Origin of the sequence: Microlunatus sp. Gsoil 973, assembly GCF_009707365.1 — a bacterium.
Lineage (GTDB): Bacteria > Actinomycetota > Actinomycetes > Propionibacteriales > Propionibacteriaceae > Microlunatus.
Genome location: NZ_CP046122.1, coordinates 3687215 through 3709733, shown reverse-complemented (window position 1 = coordinate 3709733; position 22519 = coordinate 3687215). Strand labels below are relative to the sequence as shown.

The 22519-nt window shown below is 67.0% G+C and carries 23 protein-coding genes; 17 read left to right on the top strand and 6 right to left on the bottom strand.

What is annotated here, in order from left to right:
* The first annotated feature begins 172 nt into the window (after nucleotides 1-172).
* Entirely contained in the window at nucleotides 173-1204 is a 1032-nt protein-coding gene (locus GJV80_RS17525; RefSeq protein WP_195908992.1) for a Gfo/Idh/MocA family protein, read from the top strand.
* Nucleotides 1201-2460: a M20 family metallopeptidase gene (locus GJV80_RS17520; protein WP_154688998.1), complete on the top strand. Its 1260-nt coding sequence runs from the start codon at nucleotides 1201-1203 to the stop codon at nucleotides 2458-2460. Before GJV80_RS17525 ends, GJV80_RS17520 begins: the two co-directional genes overlap by 4 nt.
* Here the strand turns inward: GJV80_RS17520 and GJV80_RS17515 are convergent.
* Nucleotides 2433-4355 (bottom strand): alpha-amylase family protein, encoded by a 1923-nt coding sequence (locus tag GJV80_RS17515; RefSeq protein ID WP_154688997.1) that lies wholly within the window; start codon nucleotides 4353-4355, stop codon nucleotides 2433-2435. The genes GJV80_RS17520 and GJV80_RS17515 overlap by 28 nt on opposite strands.
* A gap of 276 nt (nucleotides 4356-4631) precedes the next feature.
* Between GJV80_RS17515 and GJV80_RS17510 the strand changes: the two genes are divergently transcribed.
* From GJV80_RS17510 to GJV80_RS17500, 3 genes are read left to right on the top strand one after another with little or no spacing between them, the layout of a single operon-like run.
* Nucleotides 4632-5207: a glyoxalase/bleomycin resistance/extradiol dioxygenase family protein gene (locus GJV80_RS17510; RefSeq protein ID WP_230207805.1), complete on the top strand. Its 576-nt coding sequence runs from the start codon at nucleotides 4632-4634 to the stop codon at nucleotides 5205-5207.
* 43 nt (nucleotides 5208-5250) lie between these two features.
* A complete protein-coding gene (locus GJV80_RS17505; protein WP_154688996.1) occupies nucleotides 5251-5700 on the top strand; it encodes an iron chaperone in 450 nt (149 codons plus the stop codon).
* Nucleotides 5701-5719: 19 nt separating this feature from the next.
* Nucleotides 5720-6292, top strand: a complete 573-nt coding sequence (locus GJV80_RS17500; RefSeq protein ID WP_154688995.1) for a GNAT family N-acetyltransferase — start codon at nucleotides 5720-5722, stop codon at nucleotides 6290-6292.
* A gap of 161 nt (nucleotides 6293-6453) precedes the next feature.
* Here the strand turns inward: GJV80_RS17500 and GJV80_RS17495 are convergent, their stop codons facing one another.
* The gene (locus tag GJV80_RS17495) at nucleotides 6454-7629 is read right to left on the bottom strand and encodes a zinc-dependent alcohol dehydrogenase (protein WP_154688994.1); all 1176 of its coding nucleotides are present in this window, start codon (nucleotides 7627-7629) and stop codon (nucleotides 6454-6456) included.
* A gap of 560 nt (nucleotides 7630-8189) precedes the next feature.
* Between GJV80_RS17495 and GJV80_RS17490 the strand changes: the two genes are divergently transcribed.
* Complete coding sequence (locus GJV80_RS17490; RefSeq protein ID WP_370518860.1) at nucleotides 8190-8552, top strand: manganese catalase family protein; 363 nt, start codon at nucleotides 8190-8192, stop codon at nucleotides 8550-8552.
* Nucleotides 8553-8604: 52 nt separating this feature from the next.
* Here the strand turns inward: GJV80_RS17490 and GJV80_RS17485 are convergent, their stop codons facing one another.
* Nucleotides 8605-9774 carry an epoxide hydrolase family protein gene (locus GJV80_RS17485; RefSeq protein WP_154688993.1) on the bottom strand — a complete coding sequence of 390 codons (1170 nt, stop codon included), beginning with the start codon at nucleotides 9772-9774 and terminating at the stop codon, nucleotides 8605-8607.
* Between the two features lie 100 nt (nucleotides 9775-9874).
* Here GJV80_RS17485 and GJV80_RS17480 point away from each other — a divergent pair, with 100 nt between their 5' ends.
* Together GJV80_RS17480 and GJV80_RS17475 are read left to right on the top strand one after the other, a co-directional pair.
* Nucleotides 9875-10468, top strand: a complete 594-nt coding sequence (locus tag GJV80_RS17480; RefSeq protein ID WP_154688992.1) for an ABATE domain-containing protein — start codon at nucleotides 9875-9877, stop codon at nucleotides 10466-10468.
* A gap of 138 nt (nucleotides 10469-10606) precedes the next feature.
* The gene (locus GJV80_RS17475) at nucleotides 10607-11386 is read left to right on the top strand and encodes a class I SAM-dependent methyltransferase (RefSeq protein ID WP_154688991.1); all 780 of its coding nucleotides are present in this window, start codon (nucleotides 10607-10609) and stop codon (nucleotides 11384-11386) included.
* Between the two features lie 16 nt (nucleotides 11387-11402).
* Here the strand turns inward: GJV80_RS17475 and GJV80_RS17470 are convergent, their stop codons facing one another.
* Entirely contained in the window at nucleotides 11403-12515 is a 1113-nt protein-coding gene (locus GJV80_RS17470) for a Gfo/Idh/MocA family protein (protein ID WP_154688990.1), read from the bottom strand.
* Between the two features lie 392 nt (nucleotides 12516-12907).
* Between GJV80_RS17470 and GJV80_RS17465 the strand changes: the two genes are divergently transcribed.
* Nucleotides 12908-15043 (top strand): elongation factor G-like protein EF-G2, encoded by a 2136-nt coding sequence (locus GJV80_RS17465; protein WP_154688989.1) that lies wholly within the window; start codon nucleotides 12908-12910, stop codon nucleotides 15041-15043.
* Between the two features lie 12 nt (nucleotides 15044-15055).
* On the opposite strand, the gene GJV80_RS17460 is transcribed toward GJV80_RS17465, so the two are convergent.
* Nucleotides 15056-15445, bottom strand: coding sequence for a VOC family protein (locus GJV80_RS17460; protein WP_154688988.1), 390 nt, complete (start codon nucleotides 15443-15445; stop codon nucleotides 15056-15058).
* A 94-nt stretch (nucleotides 15446-15539) separates the two neighbouring features.
* Nucleotides 15540-16205 carry a CDP-alcohol phosphatidyltransferase family protein gene (locus tag GJV80_RS17455; protein WP_230207803.1) on the bottom strand — a complete coding sequence of 222 codons (666 nt, stop codon included), beginning with the start codon at nucleotides 16203-16205 and terminating at the stop codon, nucleotides 15540-15542.
* Nucleotides 16206-16437: 232 nt separating this feature from the next.
* Between GJV80_RS17455 and GJV80_RS24200 the strand changes: the two genes are divergently transcribed.
* The 8 genes from GJV80_RS24200 (at nucleotide 16438) to ribA (ending at nucleotide 22519) form a co-directional block, all read left to right on the top strand.
* A complete protein-coding gene (locus tag GJV80_RS24200) occupies nucleotides 16438-16968 on the top strand; it encodes a hypothetical protein (protein ID WP_230207802.1) in 531 nt (176 codons plus the stop codon).
* A gap of 44 nt (nucleotides 16969-17012) precedes the next feature.
* Nucleotides 17013-17459: a hypothetical protein gene (locus GJV80_RS24195; protein ID WP_230207801.1), complete on the top strand. Its 447-nt coding sequence runs from the start codon at nucleotides 17013-17015 to the stop codon at nucleotides 17457-17459.
* Complete coding sequence (locus GJV80_RS17445; protein WP_154688987.1) at nucleotides 17456-17887, top strand: 6-carboxytetrahydropterin synthase; 432 nt, start codon at nucleotides 17456-17458, stop codon at nucleotides 17885-17887. The genes GJV80_RS24195 and GJV80_RS17445 overlap by 4 nt, the downstream gene beginning before the upstream one ends.
* A 13-nt stretch (nucleotides 17888-17900) precedes the next feature.
* Nucleotides 17901-19004 (top strand): glycosyltransferase family 4 protein, encoded by a 1104-nt coding sequence (locus tag GJV80_RS17440; protein WP_230207800.1) that lies wholly within the window; start codon nucleotides 17901-17903, stop codon nucleotides 19002-19004.
* Nucleotides 19001-19945, top strand: coding sequence for an SAM-dependent methyltransferase (locus tag GJV80_RS17435; protein WP_154688985.1), 945 nt, complete (start codon nucleotides 19001-19003; stop codon nucleotides 19943-19945). Before GJV80_RS17440 ends, GJV80_RS17435 begins: the two co-directional genes overlap by 4 nt.
* A gap of 88 nt (nucleotides 19946-20033) precedes the next feature.
* Complete coding sequence (locus GJV80_RS17430; RefSeq protein ID WP_154688984.1) at nucleotides 20034-21044, top strand: lysylphosphatidylglycerol synthase transmembrane domain-containing protein; 1011 nt, start codon at nucleotides 20034-20036, stop codon at nucleotides 21042-21044.
* Nucleotides 21037-21849, top strand: a complete 813-nt coding sequence (locus GJV80_RS17425; protein WP_154688983.1) for a dihydrofolate reductase family protein — start codon at nucleotides 21037-21039, stop codon at nucleotides 21847-21849. The genes GJV80_RS17430 and GJV80_RS17425 overlap by 8 nt, the downstream gene beginning before the upstream one ends.
* Nucleotides 21809-22519 (top strand): GTP cyclohydrolase II, encoded by a 711-nt coding sequence (ribA, locus tag GJV80_RS17420; protein ID WP_154688982.1) that lies wholly within the window; start codon nucleotides 21809-21811, stop codon nucleotides 22517-22519. Before GJV80_RS17425 ends, ribA begins: the two co-directional genes overlap by 41 nt.

The following is a 22519-nucleotide window of genomic DNA, read 5'->3' as shown; positions in this document are numbered from 1 at the left end:
TGGGCTTGGGTCCTTGACAGTCAGGTGCTACCCCTGGTTCGGTAGTGATGCGGACTTTAGAGCGCGATGTCCGGTCCAGTCAACCGTGGAGCCGCGGAACGATGATCTTGCTGCCGAACCGGAGTATGGCCTCTGGGAGCGATCGGGCGCGCTCGGACGGCCGGGTACAAGCGTGAGCACCGAACGTGTCGCTGTGATCGGGCTCGGCCAGTTCGGACTGGAACATCTCCGAAGCTATCTGGAGCTCGGCCACGAGATCTGTTGCGCGGTGGACATCTCCGAGCCGAGAACGCAGATGATCGCCGATGCGTACGCAGTCCCGACCGGCCGGGACGGTGTAGCAGCGATCAACTCCACCCGGCCGACGCTCGTCTCGATCGTCACGGGTCCGCTTCAGCACCGGTCCCTCGTCGAAGCGGCCCTTGCCGTCGGTGCTCGAGTGCTGGTGGAGAAGCCGTTCTCTGCAACCGTCGCAGATGCCCAGGTGATCGCCGGCCTTCCCGAGGCACGAGATGCCGTCACACCCGGCCACATCCTCCGATTCGACTCCGCGCACCGGTTCGTGGCAGATCAGGTGTCCTCGGGGACCATCGGATCGATCATCGCGATCGACAGCGAGCGCCATCGAGAACATGGTCACGCGCGACGCTACGCAGACCATTCGTTGAGCTCGTTGACCTTGTACCACGACCTTGATCTTGGCCTGTGGCTCGACAACGCGCGCCCGGTCTCGGTCACTGCACAGGCCACGCCATCGGGACCTGAACGTTCGGCTACCTACCTCTCGGTCACCGTCGGTACCGACGCAGACACCCTGTGGACGCTGCGCTGCTCCTGGCAGTTGCCCGACAACGCCGACAATCGCGACAGACTGCAGGTGTTCGGTACGAAGGGGGTCATCGAGCTGACCGTCACGGGGGAGGCCGCAACTGTGACCATCACGACTGCTCCCGGTAACCCGGTGACCTCGATGCATGGTTTTGCGACCACTGCTGCGTTGCGCAACGAGATCGCCGCGTTCGCCGGCGGTAGCGCGTCGTCCGTGGTCTCCGTCGATGACGCGATCGCCTGTGTCCGTCTTGTCCAGGCGGTCGACGACGCTGTGCGGCTGGGTGAGACCGTACGGGTCGAGGATGGCTTCCACGGATCCGAACCGGAAGCGACGAATCCTGACGGACCGGATGCAGCAGGACGGCTTTCATGATCAATGGACCCACCGACCAGCTCGCTGACCGACTCGATCAACTCCGTCCGGACCTCGATCAGCTCGTCGCCGAGCTGATCGCGATCAACAGCCAGATCCCGCCGCACGGCGATGAACAGGCGATCGTCGAATTCCTGCGGGAATACCTGCATGGTCACGGGCTCGGCGCGGGAACCGTGCTGAGCAAGGAGCCGAGCCGGCCCAATCTCGTGCTTCGCATCCAGGGTGATCAACCCGGTCCGGTGCTCGGCCTGTGCGGCCACGTCGACACGAAACCGGTCGGTGACGCCGCCGAGCAGTGGCGCACCGAGCCGTTGGTCGCGACCGACGTCGACGGAATGATCTTCGGACTTGGTGCCAGCGACATGAAGGCCGCCGTCGCCGCGATGGTGACCGCCGCGCGGGCCGCCCACGATGTCGGCGCGATCAACAAGGGGGCACTGGAACTGATCCTGGTCGCCGATGAGGAAGCAGGGGCGACGTACGGATCCAGATGGCTGGCACCGCAACTGAGTGATCTTGATGCCTGCGTGATCGGAGAGCCGTCGGGCTGGGAGCGGGACTGGCAAGGCCTGCATCTGATCTCCCGAGGCCTCAGCTGCTTTCGGATCCGGGTCGCGGGCACACAGCGGCACAGCAGCCTCTCCGACAGGTTGCCCTCGATCAACGCGAGTCTGCAGTTGGCGCGACTCATGATCGAAATGAACGAATCGATGAGACTGTCCTACCCGAAACAGCTGTTCGGCGAGCTACGCCCGACTGTCAACCCGGGCGTGCTGCTGCACGGCGGCGTGTTCTTCGGAGTCGTCCCGGGCGAGGCGACGTTCGGATGCGACGTCCGTACGGTTCCCGGGATGACGTATGAGCAACTCTCCGATGATCTGCGACGCTGGCTGCGACGGGCCTCGGAGCGGTTGGGGATCGACGCCGAACTCGAGTTTGAACCTGGGCTGACCTGGATCGACCCGTCGACGGTTCCTGCGGAGTCGCCGATCGTGCGGGCGGCGCAGCGAGCCTGCCGGCGCGCGCTGGGGGAGGCGCCGCCGCTTTCGTTCTTTCCGGGAACCACCGACGCGCCCTGGTTCACCGCGGCCGGCGTCCCCACCATTCCTTCACTGGGGCCGGGGATACTGACCTACTGTCATGGCCCGAACGAAGCTGTCAGCGCGCGATCTGTGCACCAGGCAGCGGCGATCTACGCCCATCTGGTCGCGGACTTTCTCGGTGATCAATCCTCCAGCACGATCATGGCGTAACCGTCGATCCGCGGAAGATCGATCGTCGCGTAGTTCGAATTCTGGTGAAACGGAACCTCGGCCAGATCCGGTGCCCGATAGACCCGGGACGGCGTGGCACGAACAGCGACCTTGCCGTCGATCAGCGTTGGGTAACCCTCGACGACATGCATGCTGCCCCGCGGTTCCGGGTGAGTCAGCTTGATATGGCAGATGGTCCGATTCTCCTGGCGGGTGAGCGTCACCCGCGCGGTGTGCGGAATCCCCTCGGTGCGCAGGATCGGTTCCGGCAGCAGCCGCTCGATGCAGTGCTCCAACAGGGCTCGATAGGCGGGCAGCGGATTCTCCAGGTACGAAGCGAACAGCGGGAACCCGATGTGGGCGACAGCGCCGGCCTGTGCGGCGATCAGATGCCCTGTCGGCCTGGCGGGCGGGGTGTAGAAGTATCCGTGGAACCCGTCCCACACGTGGTCGGCGTACGCCTCAACCCGCTCGGCGATCGGGTCCGCGGACGACGTGGGTGCAACGAGGATGCCGGGCTTCGCGATCCCGATCGGCATCTCCGGTACTCCGGTGACGGATCCCGTCGGCGTGATGAAGTAGCTGCTGTTGGAGGTTTCGAGTCCCGCGAAACCGAACGGCCAGGCGGGGAGGGCGAACCCGTCCCCGTCGGGCCGCAGGCCGGACCATCCGGTGCTGAGCACCGGGCCGCCGGCGCTGGTGTATTCCGCGACCTTCTCGGCCAGCACGCCGTCGAGGGTCACCTCGTCCGGAAGCACCAGCATGCGGTAGGCCGACAGGTCGTGCCGATCGTCGACGATGTCAAAGGTCTGGTGCAACTCCCCGAGCATTCGTGCAGCACCGCTGTGGCTGGCCGAGAGCGACCTGTCGGGTGCCGCGAGAATTCCGATGTCGGCACGCGCGTGGGCGCCAAGTGTCCACGGCTCGAGTGCTTCGACGTCGGCGTAGACACGGCGAACAAGATCGAAGACCGGTGCCTCCAAGTGGCCGCGGGGGTGGAGATGGTCTCCGATCGAGGGTTGTGCGGCATTCGCGATCGCATCCCAACAGTCGTTGCGAACCGACGCTTCGGTCTTGAGCTCGCCGAATCCACCCCACGACGTGTTGAATCGACCCGTCATGTACAGCACCTGCGGATCGATGTTGCGCGAATACGCCACCCGGGCTGGGAAGAAGTCGTAACCCCAGCTGCCACCGGGAAGGCATTCGATCTCGCCGTGCGTGCGGATGCCGTCGCCGAGGTTCCACGGCAACCCGTTGGGGACAAGGAACCGATCGGGCCCGACGATGTCCCTCACCTCCTGGCAGAAGGACGTCCATCCCTCCTGCGCATAGTGCAGGACAGCATCCGGATCCAGCGGGTCTCCCCCTGCGGCCGCGATACCTTCCAGGCACTCGTTGCCATGACAGGGACGGATCACGATGCAGTCCAGGAAGATGCCGTCGACGTCGGGGTAGCGGTGCACCACCTCATCGATCATCCCGAGTATGTGGGACCGCCACGGTGAGCGGATGCACATGTTCCGGAAGAAGTTCTGGGTCCGATCTCCATAGATCACTTGGCCGTCGTCGTTCACGATGGTCCAGTCCCTGTGCCGCCGGGCCATCTCGTGATCAAGTCCGACGTTGAAGTAGGCGGTCACGCCGATTCCCTGATCATGGCATGCGGCAATCGTCTCGCCGAGCATGTCGAAGTCCAGACCCGGATACCGTTCGCCGATGTCGGTCGGGTAGTAGGCGAAGCCGATGTTGCATTTGGCGAAGACGTTGACGTAGTCGACGTGTGCGTCTCTGAGCGTCTTCGCGAATGAGATCGCACTGAAGTCCGCACCGATGTCGGGCACGTCGGGCATGGTGTGGAAGTCGAAGTGCACGGCCCGCTTGAGGGTCCTCATGATCAGGCTCGCTCCTAACCGTCGCTGTCAAATCGCCCGTGCCGGAGTTGCTCTCTCGACCGGGATGAAGAATCTCGTTGCCGCGCGTGGGCTGATCCAAGGTTGTCGTGAAGGTTGTAGGCAGTCATGCCTCGTTCCGTCAGCACCAATCAAACGTACGGTCGTGACGGATATCTAAGCGTCCGACCGCGCAGGTGTCAATGCCCGGTCACCGACCGTCGGGTCGATCAAGGGCCGCATCTGGTGTCATCGATGCTCCGATGCCAGGCTGGATGCATGATGGCGGACCCGGAGCCCACTAGCGACGAAGCTGCGTCCAAGATCGGGTTGCGCGTTGGTGACGTGCCTGCGGCCGCGGAGTACTATGCGACACTCGGCTTCGAGCGGTTCGCGGAGATCCCTGGTCCCGATGGCCGGCCGGTGATGGTCATGCTGCGGCGCGGAGATCTTCAACTGCTGGTCGACGCCCTGGTCGGCATCCCGTTTGCAGACAGCGACCGGGAGCGTCGGACGGTAACCGGGCCGCGCGGCCTCGGTGTGGTGATCGGAGTCCAGGTCGACGACGTCGACTCCGTTGCCGAGCGTTGCGCCAGAGCTGGGGGTGAGTTGACAACGCCGCCCCGCGACTCGCCGTGGGGCGAGCGGTACGCGGAGTTCGTCGATCCCTTCGGATATGCCTGGAAGGCGTTCCGACCGTTGGCGGCGGGCCGGCTGAAGAGTTTGGTGATGGGCTCGCCGCCACTCGTGATCAGTGGTTTCCGCCGGAATAGACGGCGGCTCGGTTCCGGTGCGCCGACGGCCGGTCCAGCAGCGGTCAGGAATCGAGAAGCACCCGGCCGACGGGTTCCCTAAGCTCTCGGGCAAGCGATCAAGCCAACACGACAGGAGTCCGATGATGCCCGGGAAGACTGCCACCGCCGATCACACCGGTTTCAGCGCGGCGGAACGCGCTGCCATGAAGGAGCGCGCCGCGGAGTTGCGGGCCGAGGGCAAGATGGGTGCGAAGAAGGCGGACGGGCTCCAGGCCGTCCTCGACGCCATCGTCAAGATGGAGCCGGTCGATCGGGCGCTGGCCGAGCGGGTGCACGTGACGATCACTGCCCATGCGCCGCAGCTCGAGCCACGGACCTGGTACGGAATGCCGGCCTATGCGGGGGAGGACGGCAAGATCGTCGTCTCCTTCAAGCACGCCGGCAAGTTCAACACCCGCTACTCGACGCTGGAGTTCCAGGACGCCGCTCAGCTGGACGACGGAGAGATCTGGCCGGTGTCGTACGCGCTCAACGTATGGAGTCCTGTGGTGGAGCAGAGGATCGCCGAACTGATCGAAACTGCCGTCGGCTGACCTCGAAGACACCAGGCACGTGGCCTCTCTGCTGATGCGCCGTCCCGACCTTGTTGATCTTCCGCCGGCGCCTGCCGGAGTGGAGTCGGCATCGGCGGACGACATTCCGCGACTGGCGTCCTTGCTCACTGCCGCATTCGACGAAGCCTGGGACGTCGACCGCGTCCGGCGCGATCTGATCGATGATCCGAGTGTCCGCCGAACGCTGATCATCCGGGACGGCGACGTCGTCGTGGCCACCGCGTCCGCACGGGTGCTTCCATCCGATTACCCCGGAGCAGGCTACGTTCATTGGGTTGCCAGCGACCCGACGCGGCGCGGACAAGGACTCGGCTTCTCGGTGACCCTCGCGGTGCTTCACGACTTCATTGCCGAGGGTCTGCTCGCCGCCGTGCTGGAGACCGATGATCAGCGGCTCAGTGCGATCAGGGTCTATCTCGGCCTCGGCTTCGTTCCGCAGTACCGCGATGAGAGTCACCAGCTCCGCTGGTCCAAGATCTTCACGGCGTTGGTCGAGGAGCGTCTCCGGTCCCGCCGCGATACCTGCCGCACGCGGGACAGAACAGGCGCAGAACAACAACACCGACGTTAGAACAACGAGGACCGCATGGCCGTTACCGGGAATCGCCTCCGAGGCATCCATCTTCGAGGGCGGCCGGTGGCTTGCGGTGCCGGATCCCCGCAAGTTCACCGCAGGAATCGGTGCGAATCCCGGGCCCGAGGCGCCACTGGCCTGATGGCGACACGACGCGGTCAGTCTCCGACCTGGAACACGGTGCGTACGCAGCCGTCGGTCTTGTCCTTGAACATCTGGTAGCCCTGTGGCCCCTGATCGAGCGGCATGAGATGGGTGGCCAGGTGAGCAGTGCTCAGCTGTCCGGCCGCCATCCGGTCCAGGATGGCCGGGATGTAGCGGTGACCGTGCATCTGGGCAGCGCGGAGAGTCAGCCCCTTGTTCATCACCGCGCCGAGGGGGAACTTGTCGACGACGGCGGCGAAGACGCCGAGGACGAACACGGTGCCACCCTTTCGGCAGGCATGGATCGCGTCTCGGACGGCCGTGGGGCGGTCGGTCTGCAGCCGGAGCTGCTGCTTGGCCTGGTCGTAGAGATATGCCGGGCCGGGGCTGTGGGCTTCCATCCCGACGGCTTCGATGCAGACATCCGGGCCACGGCCGCCGCTGAGTTCGCGCAGTTCGGCGGCGACGTTGGTCTCTTCGTAGTTCAGTGTCTGGGCACCAATGTGTTCGGTGACCTGTTGCAGCCGGTTCGACAGCCGGTCGATCACGATGACCCGGTCGGCACCCTTGGCGAGGGCGGCGGCTGCGGCCATCTGACCCACCGCACCGGCACCCCAGACGGCGACGACATCGCCGGGTGCAACGTTGCCCAGGTCTGCGCCGGTCCATCCGGTCGGGGCGGAGTCCGACGCGAACAGCGCAGACACGTCGTCCACGGCATCGGGGATCGGGAAGGCGCCGTTGTCGCCGTACGGGACGCGGATGTATTCGGCGTGACAGCCCGCATAACCGCCCATGGCGTGCGAATAGCCGAAGCATCCGCCGGGCGCGAAACCCCAGACCGCTTCGGTGACCGCTGGGTTGGGATTGCCGTTGTCGCACAGCGAGTACAGCCCGTTCTGGCAGTACCAGCAGTGTCCGCAGGCGATGAATGAGCAGACCACAACGCGATCGCCGACCTTGTGCTTGGTGACCGCGGGCCCAACCTCGGCGACCTCGCCCATGAACTCGTGTCCGAGCACATCGCCGGACCGCATGAACGGGATGTAACCGCCGATGAGGTGCAGGTCGGAACCGCAGGTTGTCGACAGGCGGACCTTGACGATGATGTCGTGATCATTGAGCAGGCGCGGTTCGTCAACGCTTTCGACCGACAACTTGTTGATTCCCGTCCAGCACAGCGCCTTCACAGCACTCCCTCCCGTCGGGCTCGATCGGTGGCGACGGCGATCACTGCGCTGCCCGGGGTGGACTTGCGGGGTCCGTGTGGCTGCGGGTCGATTGCCAGGATCTCGCCGGCCTCCAACAGTTGTTTGGTATCGCGCAGCGCGGCTCGGATCTCCTGGCCTGGTGACCGGCCGGCGATCCGCTTCAGCGTTTGGGTCCCCCTCGTGCGGTTCGCGTTCTCGTACGGCGATCTCCGTGCCCCTGTTGCCCGGAGCCTGGCGCAACTCGATCTCGATCTCGTCGCCGAGGTCAGCCAGCGGCTGCGGCCAGACGTTGTGCGGCGCGATCTCTTCCTGCCGGCGATTCACCGTCAACACCAGCCAGCGGTCTGCCGGCTCCTTCAGGGACCGGGCCGACGGAATCTGCCGAAGAACTCGACGAGCGGCGACCACGCCGACCGCCACACCGCCCAGCAGCGCCGCTTTGGTCACCCGGTTCATGATCAACTCCTTGAGGCCGGCACTGTGGGCCGATCATCCAGTTGCTGATTCGATGCGTCGGCCGACGCGTCACGTAACGGGAGATACCCAACAAGCGCACCGACACACAGCCGAAGCAACTGCAACTCCCAAGCTGCCCGGCAGGTACCAAGGATCTGCGGTACGGCATCGGCGCCGAGGAGTTCAGCGGGGATCTTCTTGCCGGCTTCTATGCCAATGCCAACGCCGAGATGCCGGGCCGGATCCAGTTCGCCCGGCTCTATCACCCGACCGACGACCCGGGCGTCAAGGACCTGCTTTCATTCCTGCTGGCCAGGGACACGATGCACCAGAACCAGATTCGGCTTGCCCGTTGTGCCGTACAGCGGCGGGTCCTGCTTTGTGCGGCGGCAATCCTGTGGAGAAGGCCGAGTCCAAGCTCAAGGACGCCACCGGCAACCGACTGAACCACTCCGAACCGACTGGTGGCAGCGACGAAGATGATCAAGAAGCTGCCCGTCAGCGAGCCGCGAGGATTGCCGTCAGACTGTCCCGGAGGTCGTCGAGGAAGAACCCGGGAACCTCCAGTGATGGGAAATGGCCACCGGCCATGGGTGTGCGCCACCGCACGATCTGACGGTAGCGCTGTTGCGCCCACGGCCGCGGGTACTTCTCGATGTGTTTGGGATAGGTGGTGATCGCCGATGGGACGTCGACCCGCAGGTCGGGGTCAAGTGAGTTGTGGCTCTCGTAGTAGATGCGTGCCGACGACGCGCCTGTTCGGGTGAGCCAGTACAGCGTGACGTCGTCGAGGATCCTGTCCCGGGGGATCGCCTCGAGCGGGCTGTCCGTGGTGTCGGTCCACTCGGCGAACTTGTCCAGGATCCAGGCGAGCAGGCCGACCGGTGAATCGACCAGCGAGTATCCGATGGTCTGCGGCCGGGTGGCCTGTTGTTTGGCGTACGCCACGCGCTGGTGCCAGAAATCGTGGGTCTCCTCGGTCCAGGTGCGTTCGGCCGCGGTGAGCCCGTCGGTCGACAAGTCGGGCGGTGCCTGTGCGACTGTCGTGTGGATTCCCAGGACGCTGTCGGGGAACCGGCCTCCGAGGATCGTCGTGACGACCCCGCCCCAGTCACCGCCGTGAGCCAGGAACCGGGGGTAGCCGAGCTGTTGCATGAGTTCCAACCAGGCCGCCGCGATGCGTTCGGTTCCCCACCCGGTGGTGGTCGGCTTGTCGCTGTAGCCGAAGCCCGGAAGCGACGGGACGACGACGTGGAATGCGGGCTTGCTCGCCTCTTTCGGGTCGGCGAGCTCGTCGATGATGTCGATGAATTCGGCAACACTTCCCGGCCAACCGTGGGTCAGGATCAGCGGAACGGCATCGGTCCGAGTCGATCGACGGTGTAGGAAGTGGATTCCGAGATCACCGATCGTCGCGCGGAACTGTCCGATCCGGTTGAGCCGCTGCTCGAACGACCGCCAGTCGTATCCGGTGTGCCAGTAGGACACCAGCTCGACAAGATCATCCAGCGGAACGCCCTGGTCCCATCGGCGGGGATCGGGCGCCGGCCGGTGGACCGTCTCGGCCTCGGGCAGACGCGCCGCTGCCAATCGCGCCCGCAGGTCGTCGAGGTCGGCGCTGGTCGCATGTGCTTCGAAGGGTCGTACGTCGCTGGTCGGCTCGTGCATGGGGCCTCCTCGGTGCGGGAACCGGCTAAGAGGGTTCAAGAACTGGCTTAGATGGTTCTAACATGTTTCGGGTGCAGTCGCAACCAGCTAAGCTGGTTCCGTGCGTCGCGCTGGTTTCCCTGAATTCCGCCTCGGCAGCGTGCTGGCGACGAGTTTCACCGGTACCTTGTCGGAACGTCACGGCGATCCCGTCGAACGCATTCCCACGCCGCAGCGACTCGTTGACTGGCTGGCCGTGAGCGGGCTGCCCGTGGAGTCCTGCACCCAGACGCAGTTCGAACTCGCCCATGAGTTGCGGGAGTCGATCCACGCCGCCGCGACCGCGGCCGCGGTCCAGGACCCTCTTCCTGCAACTGCCGTCGAGGTCATCAACGACCGCAGCATCGGGGGTAGTGCCGCGGCAATCCTGACACCGGACGGCGGCCGCCAGTGGAGACTCGGCCCGGCCTCGCCGGTGGAGGACGCGCTCGGCGTGATCGCTGCGGACGCCATCAGCATCCTGGCGGGTGAACACGACGGGCGTCTGGCCCTGTGTGCCTCACCGACCTGTCGCGCCGCCTTCTTCGACACCAGCCGGAGCCGTACGCGCCGATGGTGTGACATGAACACCTGCGGCAACCGGCAGAAGAAGGCACGGTTCAACGCCAACCGGCACCCGAATGCCGGGCAGGTTCAGGATTCGTCTTCCCGATAGCTCCAGGCCGATGGCTCTCAGGCGGGCGCGCCGGCCCTCCGCGACGAAGCCGGCCTTCTCGTAGGTACAGATGGTGCAACGCGGCCGGTTCGTCCCGGGCAGCTTCATCCAAGATCAACAACCACTAGGGTTCGTTCCGTGACGATCTGCGACGACTCCGCGAAGTCGAATCGTGATCATGACCCGGGCCAGGATTCGGCCGGGGCATGGCGACGACTCGCCCCGGACTACGAAAGGGCCCGATCCAAGGAGGATTCACTCGATCGACTGGTCGAGTGGCCGGCGCAACGTCGGATGCTGGGTGACGTGACCGGGCGGTCGGTGCTCGACCTCGGATGCGGCAACGGAGCCAAGATCGCCGAGTTGGTGCGCGACGGGGCCGGGACCTGTGTCGGTGTCGACCTCAGCGGCAACTTCCTCACCGAGCTGCCGACCGGTCTGGAACTCCTCCGGGGTGATCTTTCCGATCCGACGTCGGTGCCGGGGCTCACCGGCCGGACCTTCGACCGGATCCTCTTCCTGCAGTCGTTCGGGTATGCGAAGGATCCGGTCCGGGCCCTGCGGGCGGCACGGTCGATGCTGACCGAGGACGGATTCATCCTGCTGACCAGGACTCACCCGATCCGGTACGCCGCCGAACGCGCCGAAAAGAACGGCACCTCCCTCGGCGAGGAGTACTTCTCCAGGTCGCCGTACACCTACCGCAGCGGCTGGAACGACCGGATCTCCCTGACCCAGCGCCCGTACACAATCTCGGACCTGATCAACGTGTTCGGCCCCGCCGGGCTGTGGATCGAAACCACGCTCGAGCCACAGCTGTCCGAGGAGGACGGCCGACGTTACCCGAACAAACAGGCATGGATGAACAAGTACCTCGGCATCCTGATCTTCAAGCTTCGGCCCGTCCCGGTCGGCTGACGCCCGGCTCGCTGCACTAGAAGGTCGTAGTCAACCCCTGCACCTGTCCCGTCGCCGCCGAACGGTAGCCGGCCTCGATGATCTCGATCACGTGACGTGCGTGTTCGGCCGTTGCCACCGTCGGAACCCCGTCACGGACCCAGTCCACCAGTTGCATCACGTCCTCGAAGACGTGGGCCTCCTCCATCAGGCGATGATCACCAACCACGTGGGGCAGGGGTGAGGTGTAGCCGTGGCTCTCGGCGATCTCGCGACCTGGGTAGTCGATGATCTCCCCGTTGAGGGTGGCGCCATTGATCACGCCGTCGGTCCCGAAGATCAGCGGGCGGCCGACGTTGGGCAGGCTGCCGGCGGCGACACCGTACACGTAGGCGAAGAAGGCATCACCGAAGTCGATGATCATCATCGTCTGATCGTCCATGTCGGTGGGCAGTAGTTGACCGCGGAACTCGCGCTCGCCGATCCGCACTCCGGAGAGTGCGGTGACGCGTTTCGCCGGACCGACAACAGCGGTCAGGGCATGCAGCCCGTACACAGTCATGTCGTAGAGCGGCCCACCACCGGGTTTGCGGAAATACCAGGCAGGGTTGACATTCGACAGAGGATCGTCGCCGAGGCGTACCCCGGCCTCCTCCTCGTGATAGCGGCCGAAGGTCGCTCCGGTGACCGCCCAGGTCGGCTCGCCCAGCGCGCCGCCGGCAACCAGATCCTTGATCCGCTGCAACCGCGGATTGATCAGTTCTCCCGGCGAGGCCACCAGCTTCACTCCGCGTTGCTCCGCCCGGGAGATGAGATCGCTGGCCTCGGCGACGGTCGTCGTCATGGTTTTGTTGACATGGACGTGCACTCCCGCGTCGACCGCCTGCACCGCCTGTTCGAAGTGCAGCCCGATCGGCGACGCGATGCTCACCGCATCCAGACCGCCGGCGTCGAGCATGCTCTCCAGGTCGGGGTACGCGGCCGGAACCTCAAACTTTGCTGCGGCGGCCTCGGCGCGGTCCAGGACGGGATCGCAGACTGCCACCACGTTCACCCGATCCTGGACGTCGTCCATCGTCAGGTGGGGCAGCAACCCGCGCAGGGAGATGCTGCCGGTGCCGACAATGCCCAGCCGAAGTGGTTCACCCATGGCAGCAGCCTTCCAGAGCCGTCCACTGTCCCGCATCCACCCTCCATGGGGACCCGGTCCCGCACCCCCTCCTCGAACGTGTGGGCATCGAGTACCTGCCCTCCGGGCGCCTTCCCGCACCCTTTCCTCGCCCCCGCTCCCTTTACTCGGCCTCGCACCCGTTGCAGCCGGTGCGAGGCCGACCAACTGGTGCGGCGTCGACGAACTGGTGCGGCGTCGACCAACTGGTGCGGCGTCGACGAACTGGTGCGGGGTCGACGAACTGGTGCGAGGGCGGCCCGCCCCGCATCCGGGTACGCGGAACTCTTGCGAATCGCCGCCGCCGGGGGTGTGATGGCCATCAGATCCAACGCCGGATCGCCGGCGTCCATGACGTGTCGCGGAGGTCGCTCATGGCACTCAAGGCTGAGGCCACCACCGGCCGGAAGGGCCGGTCGTCCACGCTCGCCGCAGTCGATCCGGCCGGCGTACGGAACGTGGCATTGGTCGGCCCGTCGGGCTCGGGCAAGACAACACTCGTCGAGGCGCTGCTCGCCAGGGCCGGGGTGATCACCCGCTCCGGCACCATCCCGGACGGCAACACCGTGTGTGATCATGATCCGGCGGCGATCCGGCAGCACCGGTCCGTCTCGCTGGCTGTTGCGCCACTTGTTCACAACGACGTCAAGATCAACCTCGTCGACACCCCGGGCTACGCCGACTTCGTGGGCGAGTTGCGTGCCGGGCTGCGGGCCGCCGATGCGGCCCTTTTCGTGATCTCGGCGTCCGAGGTGTCCGGTCAGCACGGCGGCGAGGGTGCGATTGATCCCGCCACCATCGCCGAATGGGAGGAATGTGCCGCCGTCGGCATGCCCCGCGCCGTGGTCGTCACCCGGTGTGACCATCCACGTGCCGATCTGGAAGCCACCATCGCCGTCTGCCAACAGGTCTTCGGCGACGGTGTTGCGCCGCTCTATCTGCCGATCCGTGACAACGGCACTCTGACCGACCTCTACGGACTGCTGTCCAGGACGCCGAGCGATGGTGCACCACAGAATGCGGATGAGTCAAGGGCGACGCTCATCGAAGGGATCATCGAGCAGTCCGAGGACGAGACGCTGATGGACCGCTACCTCGACGGTGAGGACGTCGACGTGAGCACGCTGATCAAGGATCTGGAGACGGCGGTCACCCGGGGGAGCTTCTATCCGGTGATACCGGTCTGCGCCACCGAAGGCATCGGCCTGGACGCCATCCTCGAACTGCTGGTCGGGGGATTTCCGTCGCCGTTGGAACATCCGCTCCCGCCGGTCAGCATGATCGACGGGAGTGATCATCCGGAGTTGACCTCCGACCCGGGGGGACCTCTGGCCGCCGAAGTCGTACACACCTCCGCCGACGCCTACGTGGGACGCGTGTCGCTGGTCCGGGTCTTCTCGGGCACCCTGCGACCGGACACCAGCGTGCACATCTGCGGCCATCACCCGGCGCGGGCGGACGCGCCGGCTGAGGACGGGCAGCCGGCCGACGAAATCGGGCACGACGACGATGATCGGGTCGCGCACATCTACAGCCCGCTGGGCGTCACACTGCGGGAGGTCGACTTCGCCGTCGCCGGCGACATCTGCGCGCTGACCAAACTCGCCAGCGCAGAGACCGGCGACACGATCTCGGCGGTCGACCATCCGCTCCTGCTCGAGGCCTGGGAACTGCCCGAGCCGCAGCTGCCGGTCGCCGTCGTACCGCATGCCCGCGCCGACGAGGACGCTCTGGTCAGGAATCTCGCCAGGCTGGTGGCGGCCGACCCGACGCTGCGACTGGAGCGCAATCCGGAGACCCACCAGATCGTGCTGTGGTGCATGGGTGAGGCACACGCCGACCTGCTGCTCTCCCGCCTGCGGTCCGGCGGCGCCGAGATCGACACCGAACCGGTCCGGGTTCCGCTGCGGGAGACGATGGCCCGGCCCGTCACTGTCACCGGTCGGCACGTCAAACAGTCCGGCGGCCACGGCCAGTACGCGATCTGCCAGGTCCAGTTCGAGCCGTTGCCCCGCGGCGCGGGATTCGAGTTCGTGTCGAAGGTCGTCGGCGGGGCAGTGCCACGCCAGTACGTGGCGAGCGTCGAGAAGGGCATCCGGGAGGCGATGGAGCGTGGGGTCTCCGAGGCCAGGAATCCGCTGATCGACATCAGGGCGACTCTCGTCGACGGCAAGGCGCACAGCGTCGACTCCTCCGACGCGGCGTTCCAGAGCGCCGGTGCGCTGGCCATGCGCGAAGCGGCAGCAGCCGCCGGAACGGTGGTGCTCGAGCCGCTCGACGAGGTCGCCGTACGCATCCCCGACCAGTATCTCGGCGCAGTCCTCGCCGACCTGTCCGGCCGCCGTGGCCGAGTCCTCGGAACGGAGATCGCCGCACCCGGCCGAACCGTGATCCGAGCCGAGGTCCCACAGTCGGAGCTGCTGCGCTACGCCACCGACCTGCGTGCAACGACCGCCGGTGCCGCGACCTTCACCCGCAGCTTCGCCCGTTACGACGCCAGCACCGCCTGACCGGCCGGCAGGCTAGCCGTCGACGGCGCCGTTCCAGTCGACGAGCTGCACGATCACCCCGTTCGGGTCGCGAACCTGGAAGGCACGCTCACCCCACTCCTCGACGGTCAGGGGCATGGTGATGACAACTCCCTCGGCCTGCAGCCTGGCCAGCTCCGCCTCGAGATCGTCGACGACGAACGCCAGGATGACCCCGGCCGCGTGGTCGTCGCGCTGATCGGCCGGCATGCTCGCCAGCCCGCGGCGCAGGAAGATCACGTTCATGCCGGCGTCGTCCCGGGCCAGCGATGCGAAGCCGTCGGCCGTCATCTCCTCCCGGAATCCGAAATGGGTTGTCAGGAAGCTGCTGGAAGCAGCCACGTCGTCGACGGTCAGTGAGACAGCCGATGCGGTGATGGTCATCGTGTTCTCCAGACCCGGGTCGTGATGGAAGCGCTGGTGCGCCGTACACCGTACGGGTCGCGATCAAGCGCAGCCGGGAAATCGGGGCCGGACGCTAGGAGTCGGTGACCTTGCGATGAGCGGCCAGCCACCAGACGGATCGCCCGAACGACTCGGCCAACAACGCGGCTGCTGCCAGGCACAGGACGGTCTCAACAGGGCGCGGCAGAATCCCGGCGGCGACCACGGTGAGAACGACACCCTGGACGACCGCGACCACCTTGGCCCAATACCGGAACGGCAGGTCCCCGCGCATCCAGGGCACGATCAGACCGGCCGCCAGGAACAGGAACCTGGCCGCGCCGATGATCAACACCCACCAGCCGACCGACCAGACCGCGTGGACACTGAGGATCAGTATCAACATGGAGTCCACCTCCATGTCGAAGCGCGCTCCGAGGGCCGAGACCGTGCCGGTTCGCCGCGCCACCCGGCCGTCGACCCCGTCCAGGATGAGTGCCGCCGACGCGAGCGTGACCAGCACGACAACTGACGCGGGCGACGCGGAACCGGGCGACGCGATATCGCTGACCACCAGGGCGAGGACCCCACCCACCAGCGTGGAACGCGCCAGGGTGACCTTGTCCGCAGGCCCCAACCGGCGACCGCCGGACCGGACCAGAGCGCGAACCAACAACACCGTCACACCCGCTCCGTAGCCGAAACCGGCCAACCAGCCGACCGGTCCCAGACCCGCCCCGACCAAGGCCAGGAGGACCACCAGCTGACCGGCAAGGCCGACGAGGGGGTCGCCAAACGGCCTGATCTGCCCGAGACTGTGAGTCCGGCTGCTCGGCCCAAGCGGTCGCAGATGAACGTTCGGCACCCCGACCTCCGTACTCTTCTGTGACGGTCCAAACCGGTCGGGCCCCGGATGAAAGCCCCGCGAAGCGACTCTGTCCAGAATGACCCTGTCCGAAGTGACTCTGTCAAGAGAGACGAGGGAACACCCGGTGTCGTTCACCACCACCGCACAGTCCTTCTGGGTACGCGAACCCGGTGTCGGCGAGATTCGTACTGTCGACCTGCCACGACCCGGCCCGTCCGACGTTCTGGTCCGCAGCCGATGGTCGGCGATCAGTGCCGGAACCGAGACTCTGGTCTTCCGCGGTCGGGTACCGGTCGATCAATACGACACGATGAGGGCGCCGTTCCAGCAGGGCGACTTTCCGGGCCCGACCGCGTACGGCTACCTCTCGGTCGGGACGGTGGAGGACGGACCTGATCACCTCCTCGGACAGACGGTCTTCTGCCTCCATCCGCACCAGACCAGCTACGTGGTGCCGGCGGCGGCCGTGCTTCCGGTCCCGGACGGCGTGCCCGGCCGCCGGGCCGCGCTGGCCGGCACGGTCGAGACCGCAGTCAACGCACTCTGGGACGCGGCGCCGCTGATCGGGGATCGGGTGGCCTGCATCGGAGCCGGCATGGTCGGCTGCTGTGTCGCCCGGTTGCTGGCGGGGATCCCGGGGTCGAGACGACCCTGATCGACATCAACCCGGCTCGTGCGGAGGTTGCGGCGCAGCTCGGCGTGGCGTTCGCAACACCCGACGACGCACCCACCGACCTCGACCTCGTCGTCCACACCAGCGCAACTGCGGCCGGACTGCAACGGTCACTGGAACTGCTCGCCCCGGAGGGCAGGGTGGTGGAGTTGAGCTGGTACGGAGACAACGAGGTCGACCTGAAACTCGGCGGCGCCTTCCATCACCGGCGCCTGACGATCAGGTCCAGCCAGGTCGGTACGGTGGCTGCGGCACGGCGGGGATCGCGGTCGACGACAGACCGACTGGCGCTTGCACTGCGCCTGCTTCGTGACCCGGCCTTCGAGGCGATCATCACCGACACCTGGCCGTTCGACGAGCTGCCGACCGTGATTGAGAACCTTGCCGGCGGGCAACTGCCCGGCATCTGCCATCTGATCGAATACGGCCGGGCCGCTGACCCCGAGCCCTATCTGCAGGAGGAGCACCGATGACCTTCAGTGTCACCGTGAGTGATCACATCATGATCGCCCACCGCCTTCGCGGCGAGCAGTTCGGTCCGGCCCAGGGCCTCCATGGCGCGACGTTCGCCGTGGAGGCGAGCTTCGTCAGCCCGGAACTCAAGCCCGACGGCACCGTCATCGACATGACCGCCGCGGCTGCCGCCCTGCAGCAGGTGCTGTCCGGACTGAACTACCGCAACCTCGACGACCTGCCCGAGTTCGACGGCATCAACACCACCACGGAGGTACTGGCCCGATACATCGCCGACGGGCTGGCCGATCAACTCGCCACCAGCGACACCGGCACGTCAACCGGTACGTCGACCGGCGGGCCGACCGACGCGGGCCGGTTGAGCGCCATCGAGGTGGTGTTGCACGAGTCGCCATCGGCGCGCGCCGGATATGTCAAGAAGCTCTGATCGGGCACCGGCCGTGCAAATCGTCGTGCCGGCCGGCTTCGACGAACCGGACCGGGTCAGCGGCGGCAACGTCTACGACCAGCGGCTGGCAGCAGCGCTATCCGATACCGGGGTTGGGGTTGATGTCCACCCGGTCGGATCGCGCTGGCCACGGCCGACCCGGGACGACCTTGCCGGACTGGATCGGCTGTTGCGCAGTCTTCCCGACGGTGACCCCGTCGTCATCGACGGCCTCATCGCCTCCTGTTCGCCGGAAGTGGTGGTCCCAGCGGCGAACCGGCTGCAGATCGTGGCGCTGATCCACCTTCCGCTCGGAGTCCCGCCGGCCGGGATCCCGAGCGGGTCACGGGCCGAACTCGCCGATCATCAGCGGGACGAAGCCGCGGTGCTGAACAGTGTCGCCGGTGTGATCACGACCAGCAGGTGGACCCGGGGGCAGCTGCTCGACCAGTACCGGCTGGACCCCGACCGTGTGGTCGTCGCCCCGCCCGGGGTCAACCCGGCCGCTATCGCACCGGGCAGCCCCGGCGGCGGACAGCTGCTCTGCGTCGCACCCGTCACCCGACTCAAGGGGCTGGATCTCCTCTGCGAGGCGTTGATCGACTGCCGGGACCTGAGCTGGCAGTTGCAGTGCGTCGGATCGCTGCACCATGACCCTCAATTCGTCCAGGAGTTCCGGGATCGGCTGTCCACCCAGGGCCTCGCGGACCGGGTGACCCTGGCAGGGGTCTGCAGCGGCCAGGAGCTCGACCTCGCCTACCGCCACGCCGATCTCCTGGTGCTCCCATCTCGGCTGGAGACCTGGGGAATGGTCGCCACCGAGGCCCTGGCTCACGGGCTTCCGGTACTGGTGTCAGAGGTCGGCGGACTCCCAGAGGCGGTCGGCCGCACGGAACAGGGGCCGCCCGGCCTGCTGGTTCCCGTTGATCGGTCGGCATGGGCGACGGCACTGCGTACCTGGCTGACCCAGCCACCACTGCGGACCGAGCTGCGACGGCGCGCCCTGGTCCGCCGGGAAACGTTGGGGACGTGGGACGACACCGTCCGGCAGGTCCTCACCTGCCCCGTACTGGGTCACCCACCGAGTGGGCTGCAAACAGCCGAGGGAACGGCGTGACCCAGACTGCGACGCTGCCATCGGGACAGTCGGATCCACCGCTGGCCGCCGGCCTCGACCTGAGCTGGCTCAACCTGCGCGAGGCCGCCGACGCGGCAGCACGGTCGCGGGAGCTGATCGGCCTGGTCGCCGGGCTGCTGGCGGAGTCCGTGCGCCGACCGCTGGTCATCCACGACCTCGGCGCCGGTTCCGGATCGATGATGCGCTGGGCCGCGGCGCTGCTGCCGGCTCCGCAGCACTGGGTCCTCTACGACCGGGACCTCGACCTGCTCACCGCCGCGACAGCAAACCGGACCGATGTCACCTTCGAGACCCGACCCGGCGACCTCGCTGATCTCAGGCCCGAGCAACTCGGTGGTGCGTCGCTGATCACCGCCTCGGCACTGCTGGACATGCTCACCGGTGATCAGCTCGCGAGACTGATGGCCACGGTGGTCAACGCACGGTGCCCCGTCCTGATCCCGCTGACGGTCACCGGTGGCGCCGGCCTGGATCCGGCCGAGCCGGGGATCGACGAGCGAGTGGCCGCTGCGTTCGACGATCACCAACGGCGGCCGGTGCCGGGCCGTAATGGCCGGAGCTGTGACGACCGGAGCTGTGACGACCGGAGCTGTGACGACCGGAGCTTCGACAGCGAGGGCTTCACCAACCGGCTGGGCCCGGACGCGGCATCGCGGGCGTCGGCCGTGCTGACCGCAGCCGGCCTGACGGTGATCACCAGAACCACACCGTGGCGGCTCGATGCCGCGCGTGAGGCGGACCGGGACCTGCTCGCCGCATGGCTGGACGGGTGGGTCGGTGCCGCCCAGGAGCAGGAACCCGACCTGGTTCGGCTGCTGTCTGGTTGGCTCGAACGTCGACAAGCGCAGCTGGCCGTCGGCCGGTTACGCGCCCTCATCCCGCACACCGACCTGCTCGCCCTTCCGTTGACGATCCCGTGAGGCCTCACGCGCTGGCGCCTCGTCCCGAGCACCGGCTGAACCCATCGGCCGGTTGCCTCGTGTAACGAGAAAGGAGCGGGGGGACCGGATGCCGATTCCGACGATGGTTCGGGCGGCGCGTCGGCGTGCCGTTCGGTGGTGGCCGCTGATGCGCGTTCTGCTGGGCATCGGTGTGCTTGCCGTCGTGATCATCCGGCAGGGCGACGGCGCTCTGCTGACCGGGCTCCGCTCGATCACGCCGTCGGCGCTGCTGGCCGCCGTGGCGGTGACCATGATCACCACGGCTGCCGCGGCCGCCCGCTGGACCGCCGTGGCGCGGGCGCTGGGCGTACGGCTCCGCCTGCCGGATGCACTGGCCGCCTACTACCGGTCGCAACTGCTCAACGGACTGCTGCCCGGTGGCGTCGTCGGCGACGTCGAGCGAGCGTTGCGGCACGGCGGCCGCACAGCAGCCCGAGGCCCGGCGATCCGCTCGGTCGCCTGGGAGCGCTCTTTCGGTCAGGCCGTACAGGTCGCTCTCACCGTCGGGGTGATCGGAATCTGCCTCCTGCTGCACTCCGGGCCGATCACCGGTCTGGTGCGCGGTCTCGGCGACCGCACGCTGTACCCCGTGCTGGGCGGCCTGGGCGTCCTGCTGCTCGGGATCCTGGTGGTCGGTGGTCTGCGCCGAGTCCGGCGGCCGGCGATGGCCGATCTCCGGGGACTGCTCCACCCGACGTCACTGGCTCCGATCGTTTCGCTGTCCACACTGGTGATCGCCGGTCACGTCCTTGTCCTGTTGATCGCCGCGCGAGCAGTCGGCGTCGGGGCACCGGTGCGCCAGTTGGTCCCACTGGCCCTGCTCATCCTGGTCGCCTCCGCGCTGCCCACGAACATCGGCGGATGGGGGCCGCGGGAGGGCGCCGCGAGTTGGCTGTTCGCTCTGGCCGGGATCGGCGCGGGTCCGGGTCTTGCCGCATCGACGGCCTACGGCGTGCTTACGCTGGTGGCCGTGTCGCCCGGAGTCGTGGTTCTGCTGGCCGGCCGGCGCCGTACGGCGGCACGGCGCGGCCGACCGATAACAGGACCCGTCGCGCGGGAGATCACCGTCGATGACTGAGCTGTCGATCCCGTCTGTCGTGATCAGTGCGGCGATATCACTGGACGGGTATCTCGATCGCTATCGGCCGACGGGCGATCACGCGAGCCGGCTCATCCTCTCCGGTGCCGAGGATTTCGACGCAGTTGATGCGCTGCGCGCGGACTGCGACGCACTCATGGTCGGTGCTCAGACCGTACGAGCCGACAATCCCCGGCTGCTGGTCCGGAGCGCCGACCGGCGGGACCGACGCATCGCGAGCGGCCGCCCGGCCTCACCGATCCGGGTCGTCATCACGTCATCGGGCCGACTCGACCCGGCAGCGGCGATCTTCCAGACACCCGATACCCCGACCCTGGTCTACGCCCCGTCATCCGCCGTCCCGGGACTGCGGGAACAACTGCGGAACACCACTGCGGGCGTCGTCGACGGCGGGGATCCGATCGACCTCGCCGGAGTTGCCGCCGACCTGGGCCGGCGCGGAGGCGGACGGCTGCTGGTCGAAGGAGGCGGCGTGCTGAACACGGCTCTGCTCCGCACCGGCCTCGTCGACTGGATACGGCTGGCCGTCGCGCCGGTCTTCGTCAGCGATGACCGGGCGCCCCGCTGGGTATATGACGACCGGCTGCACAGTCGGTCGGCACTGCACCGTTGTCTGGCGCGTACCGAGCGGGTCGGCCGCATGACAGTGCTGCACTACTCGCTCAACTCACCGGAGCGGGTAGCAATGTGGCCATCACTCGATGCGCAGGTCAACGATTCGTCGAACCGGCAAGGAGGCCCCGATGACTGCACAGACCCGACGCGACGTCGAGCCGACCGATGAACCACGAGTTCCGACGGCCGGCCCGGCCCCAACGGCGTTGCCCGCGGCACAGATCCGGACCGCCGTTGACATCCCGATCTCCGTCGGAACTGTGCAGACCCGGGCGACCATGATCAGCTTCGATGATCTGGTCGATCTTGGCGAACACGTCGCGCTGCGCTTCGACGGGCCGGCGCTCCGGGATGGTTCGCGCCGCCCGCCGCTGGTGCGGCCGCACAGCGAGTGCCTGACCGGTGACGTGTTCGGCAGCCTGCGCTGCGACTGCGGACCGCAGTTGCACGAAGCGATCCACCGGATCGCCGAGGCGGGCGGCTACATCCTCTACCTTCGCCAGGAGGGGCGCGGCATCGGCCTGTACAACAAGCTCGACGCCTATCTTCTTCAGGATCAAGGACTCGACACCTACCAGGCCAACCTCGCCCTCAATCACTCCGAGGACGAACGTGATTACACGGTCGCCGCCCAGATGCTGTTCGCGCTCGGCGTGCCGGTGATCAGGCTGCTCAGCAACAATCCGGATAAGGCCCGGCAACTCGACCGGCTGGGCATCACCGTCGAGCACCAGATTCCCACCGGGCTGCACCTGTCGGCCGAGAACCGGAACTACCTTGCCACCAAGGCCCGACGCGGTGCGCACCGGTTCTCCGGCGATGCTGACCTTCCGATCTAG

Coding starts and splice junctions, on each gene's coding strand:
- GJV80_RS17520 (WP_154688998.1), top strand. CDS start 1,201: ATGATCAATGGACCCACCGACCAGCTCGCTGACCGACTCGATCAACTC.
- GJV80_RS17515 (WP_154688997.1), bottom strand. CDS start 4,355: ATGAGGACCCTCAAGCGGGCCGTGCACTTCGACTTCCACACCATGCCC.
- GJV80_RS17510 (WP_230207805.1), top strand. CDS start 4,632: ATGATGGCGGACCCGGAGCCCACTAGCGACGAAGCTGCGTCCAAGATC.
- GJV80_RS17505 (WP_154688996.1), top strand. CDS start 5,251: ATGCCCGGGAAGACTGCCACCGCCGATCACACCGGTTTCAGCGCGGCG.
- GJV80_RS17485 (WP_154688993.1), bottom strand. CDS start 9,774: ATGCACGAGCCGACCAGCGACGTACGACCCTTCGAAGCACATGCGACC.
- GJV80_RS17470 (WP_154688990.1), bottom strand. CDS start 12,515: ATGGGTGAACCACTTCGGCTGGGCATTGTCGGCACCGGCAGCATCTCC.
- GJV80_RS17465 (WP_154688989.1), top strand. CDS start 12,908: ATGGCACTCAAGGCTGAGGCCACCACCGGCCGGAAGGGCCGGTCGTCC.
- GJV80_RS17460 (WP_154688988.1), bottom strand. CDS start 15,445: ATGACCATCACCGCATCGGCTGTCTCACTGACCGTCGACGACGTGGCT.
- GJV80_RS17445 (WP_154688987.1), top strand. CDS start 17,456: ATGACCTTCAGTGTCACCGTGAGTGATCACATCATGATCGCCCACCGC.
- GJV80_RS17430 (WP_154688984.1), top strand. CDS start 20,034: ATGCCGATTCCGACGATGGTTCGGGCGGCGCGTCGGCGTGCCGTTCGG.
- GJV80_RS17425 (WP_154688983.1), top strand. CDS start 21,037: ATGACTGAGCTGTCGATCCCGTCTGTCGTGATCAGTGCGGCGATATCA.
- ribA (WP_154688982.1), top strand. CDS start 21,809: ATGACTGCACAGACCCGACGCGACGTCGAGCCGACCGATGAACCACGA.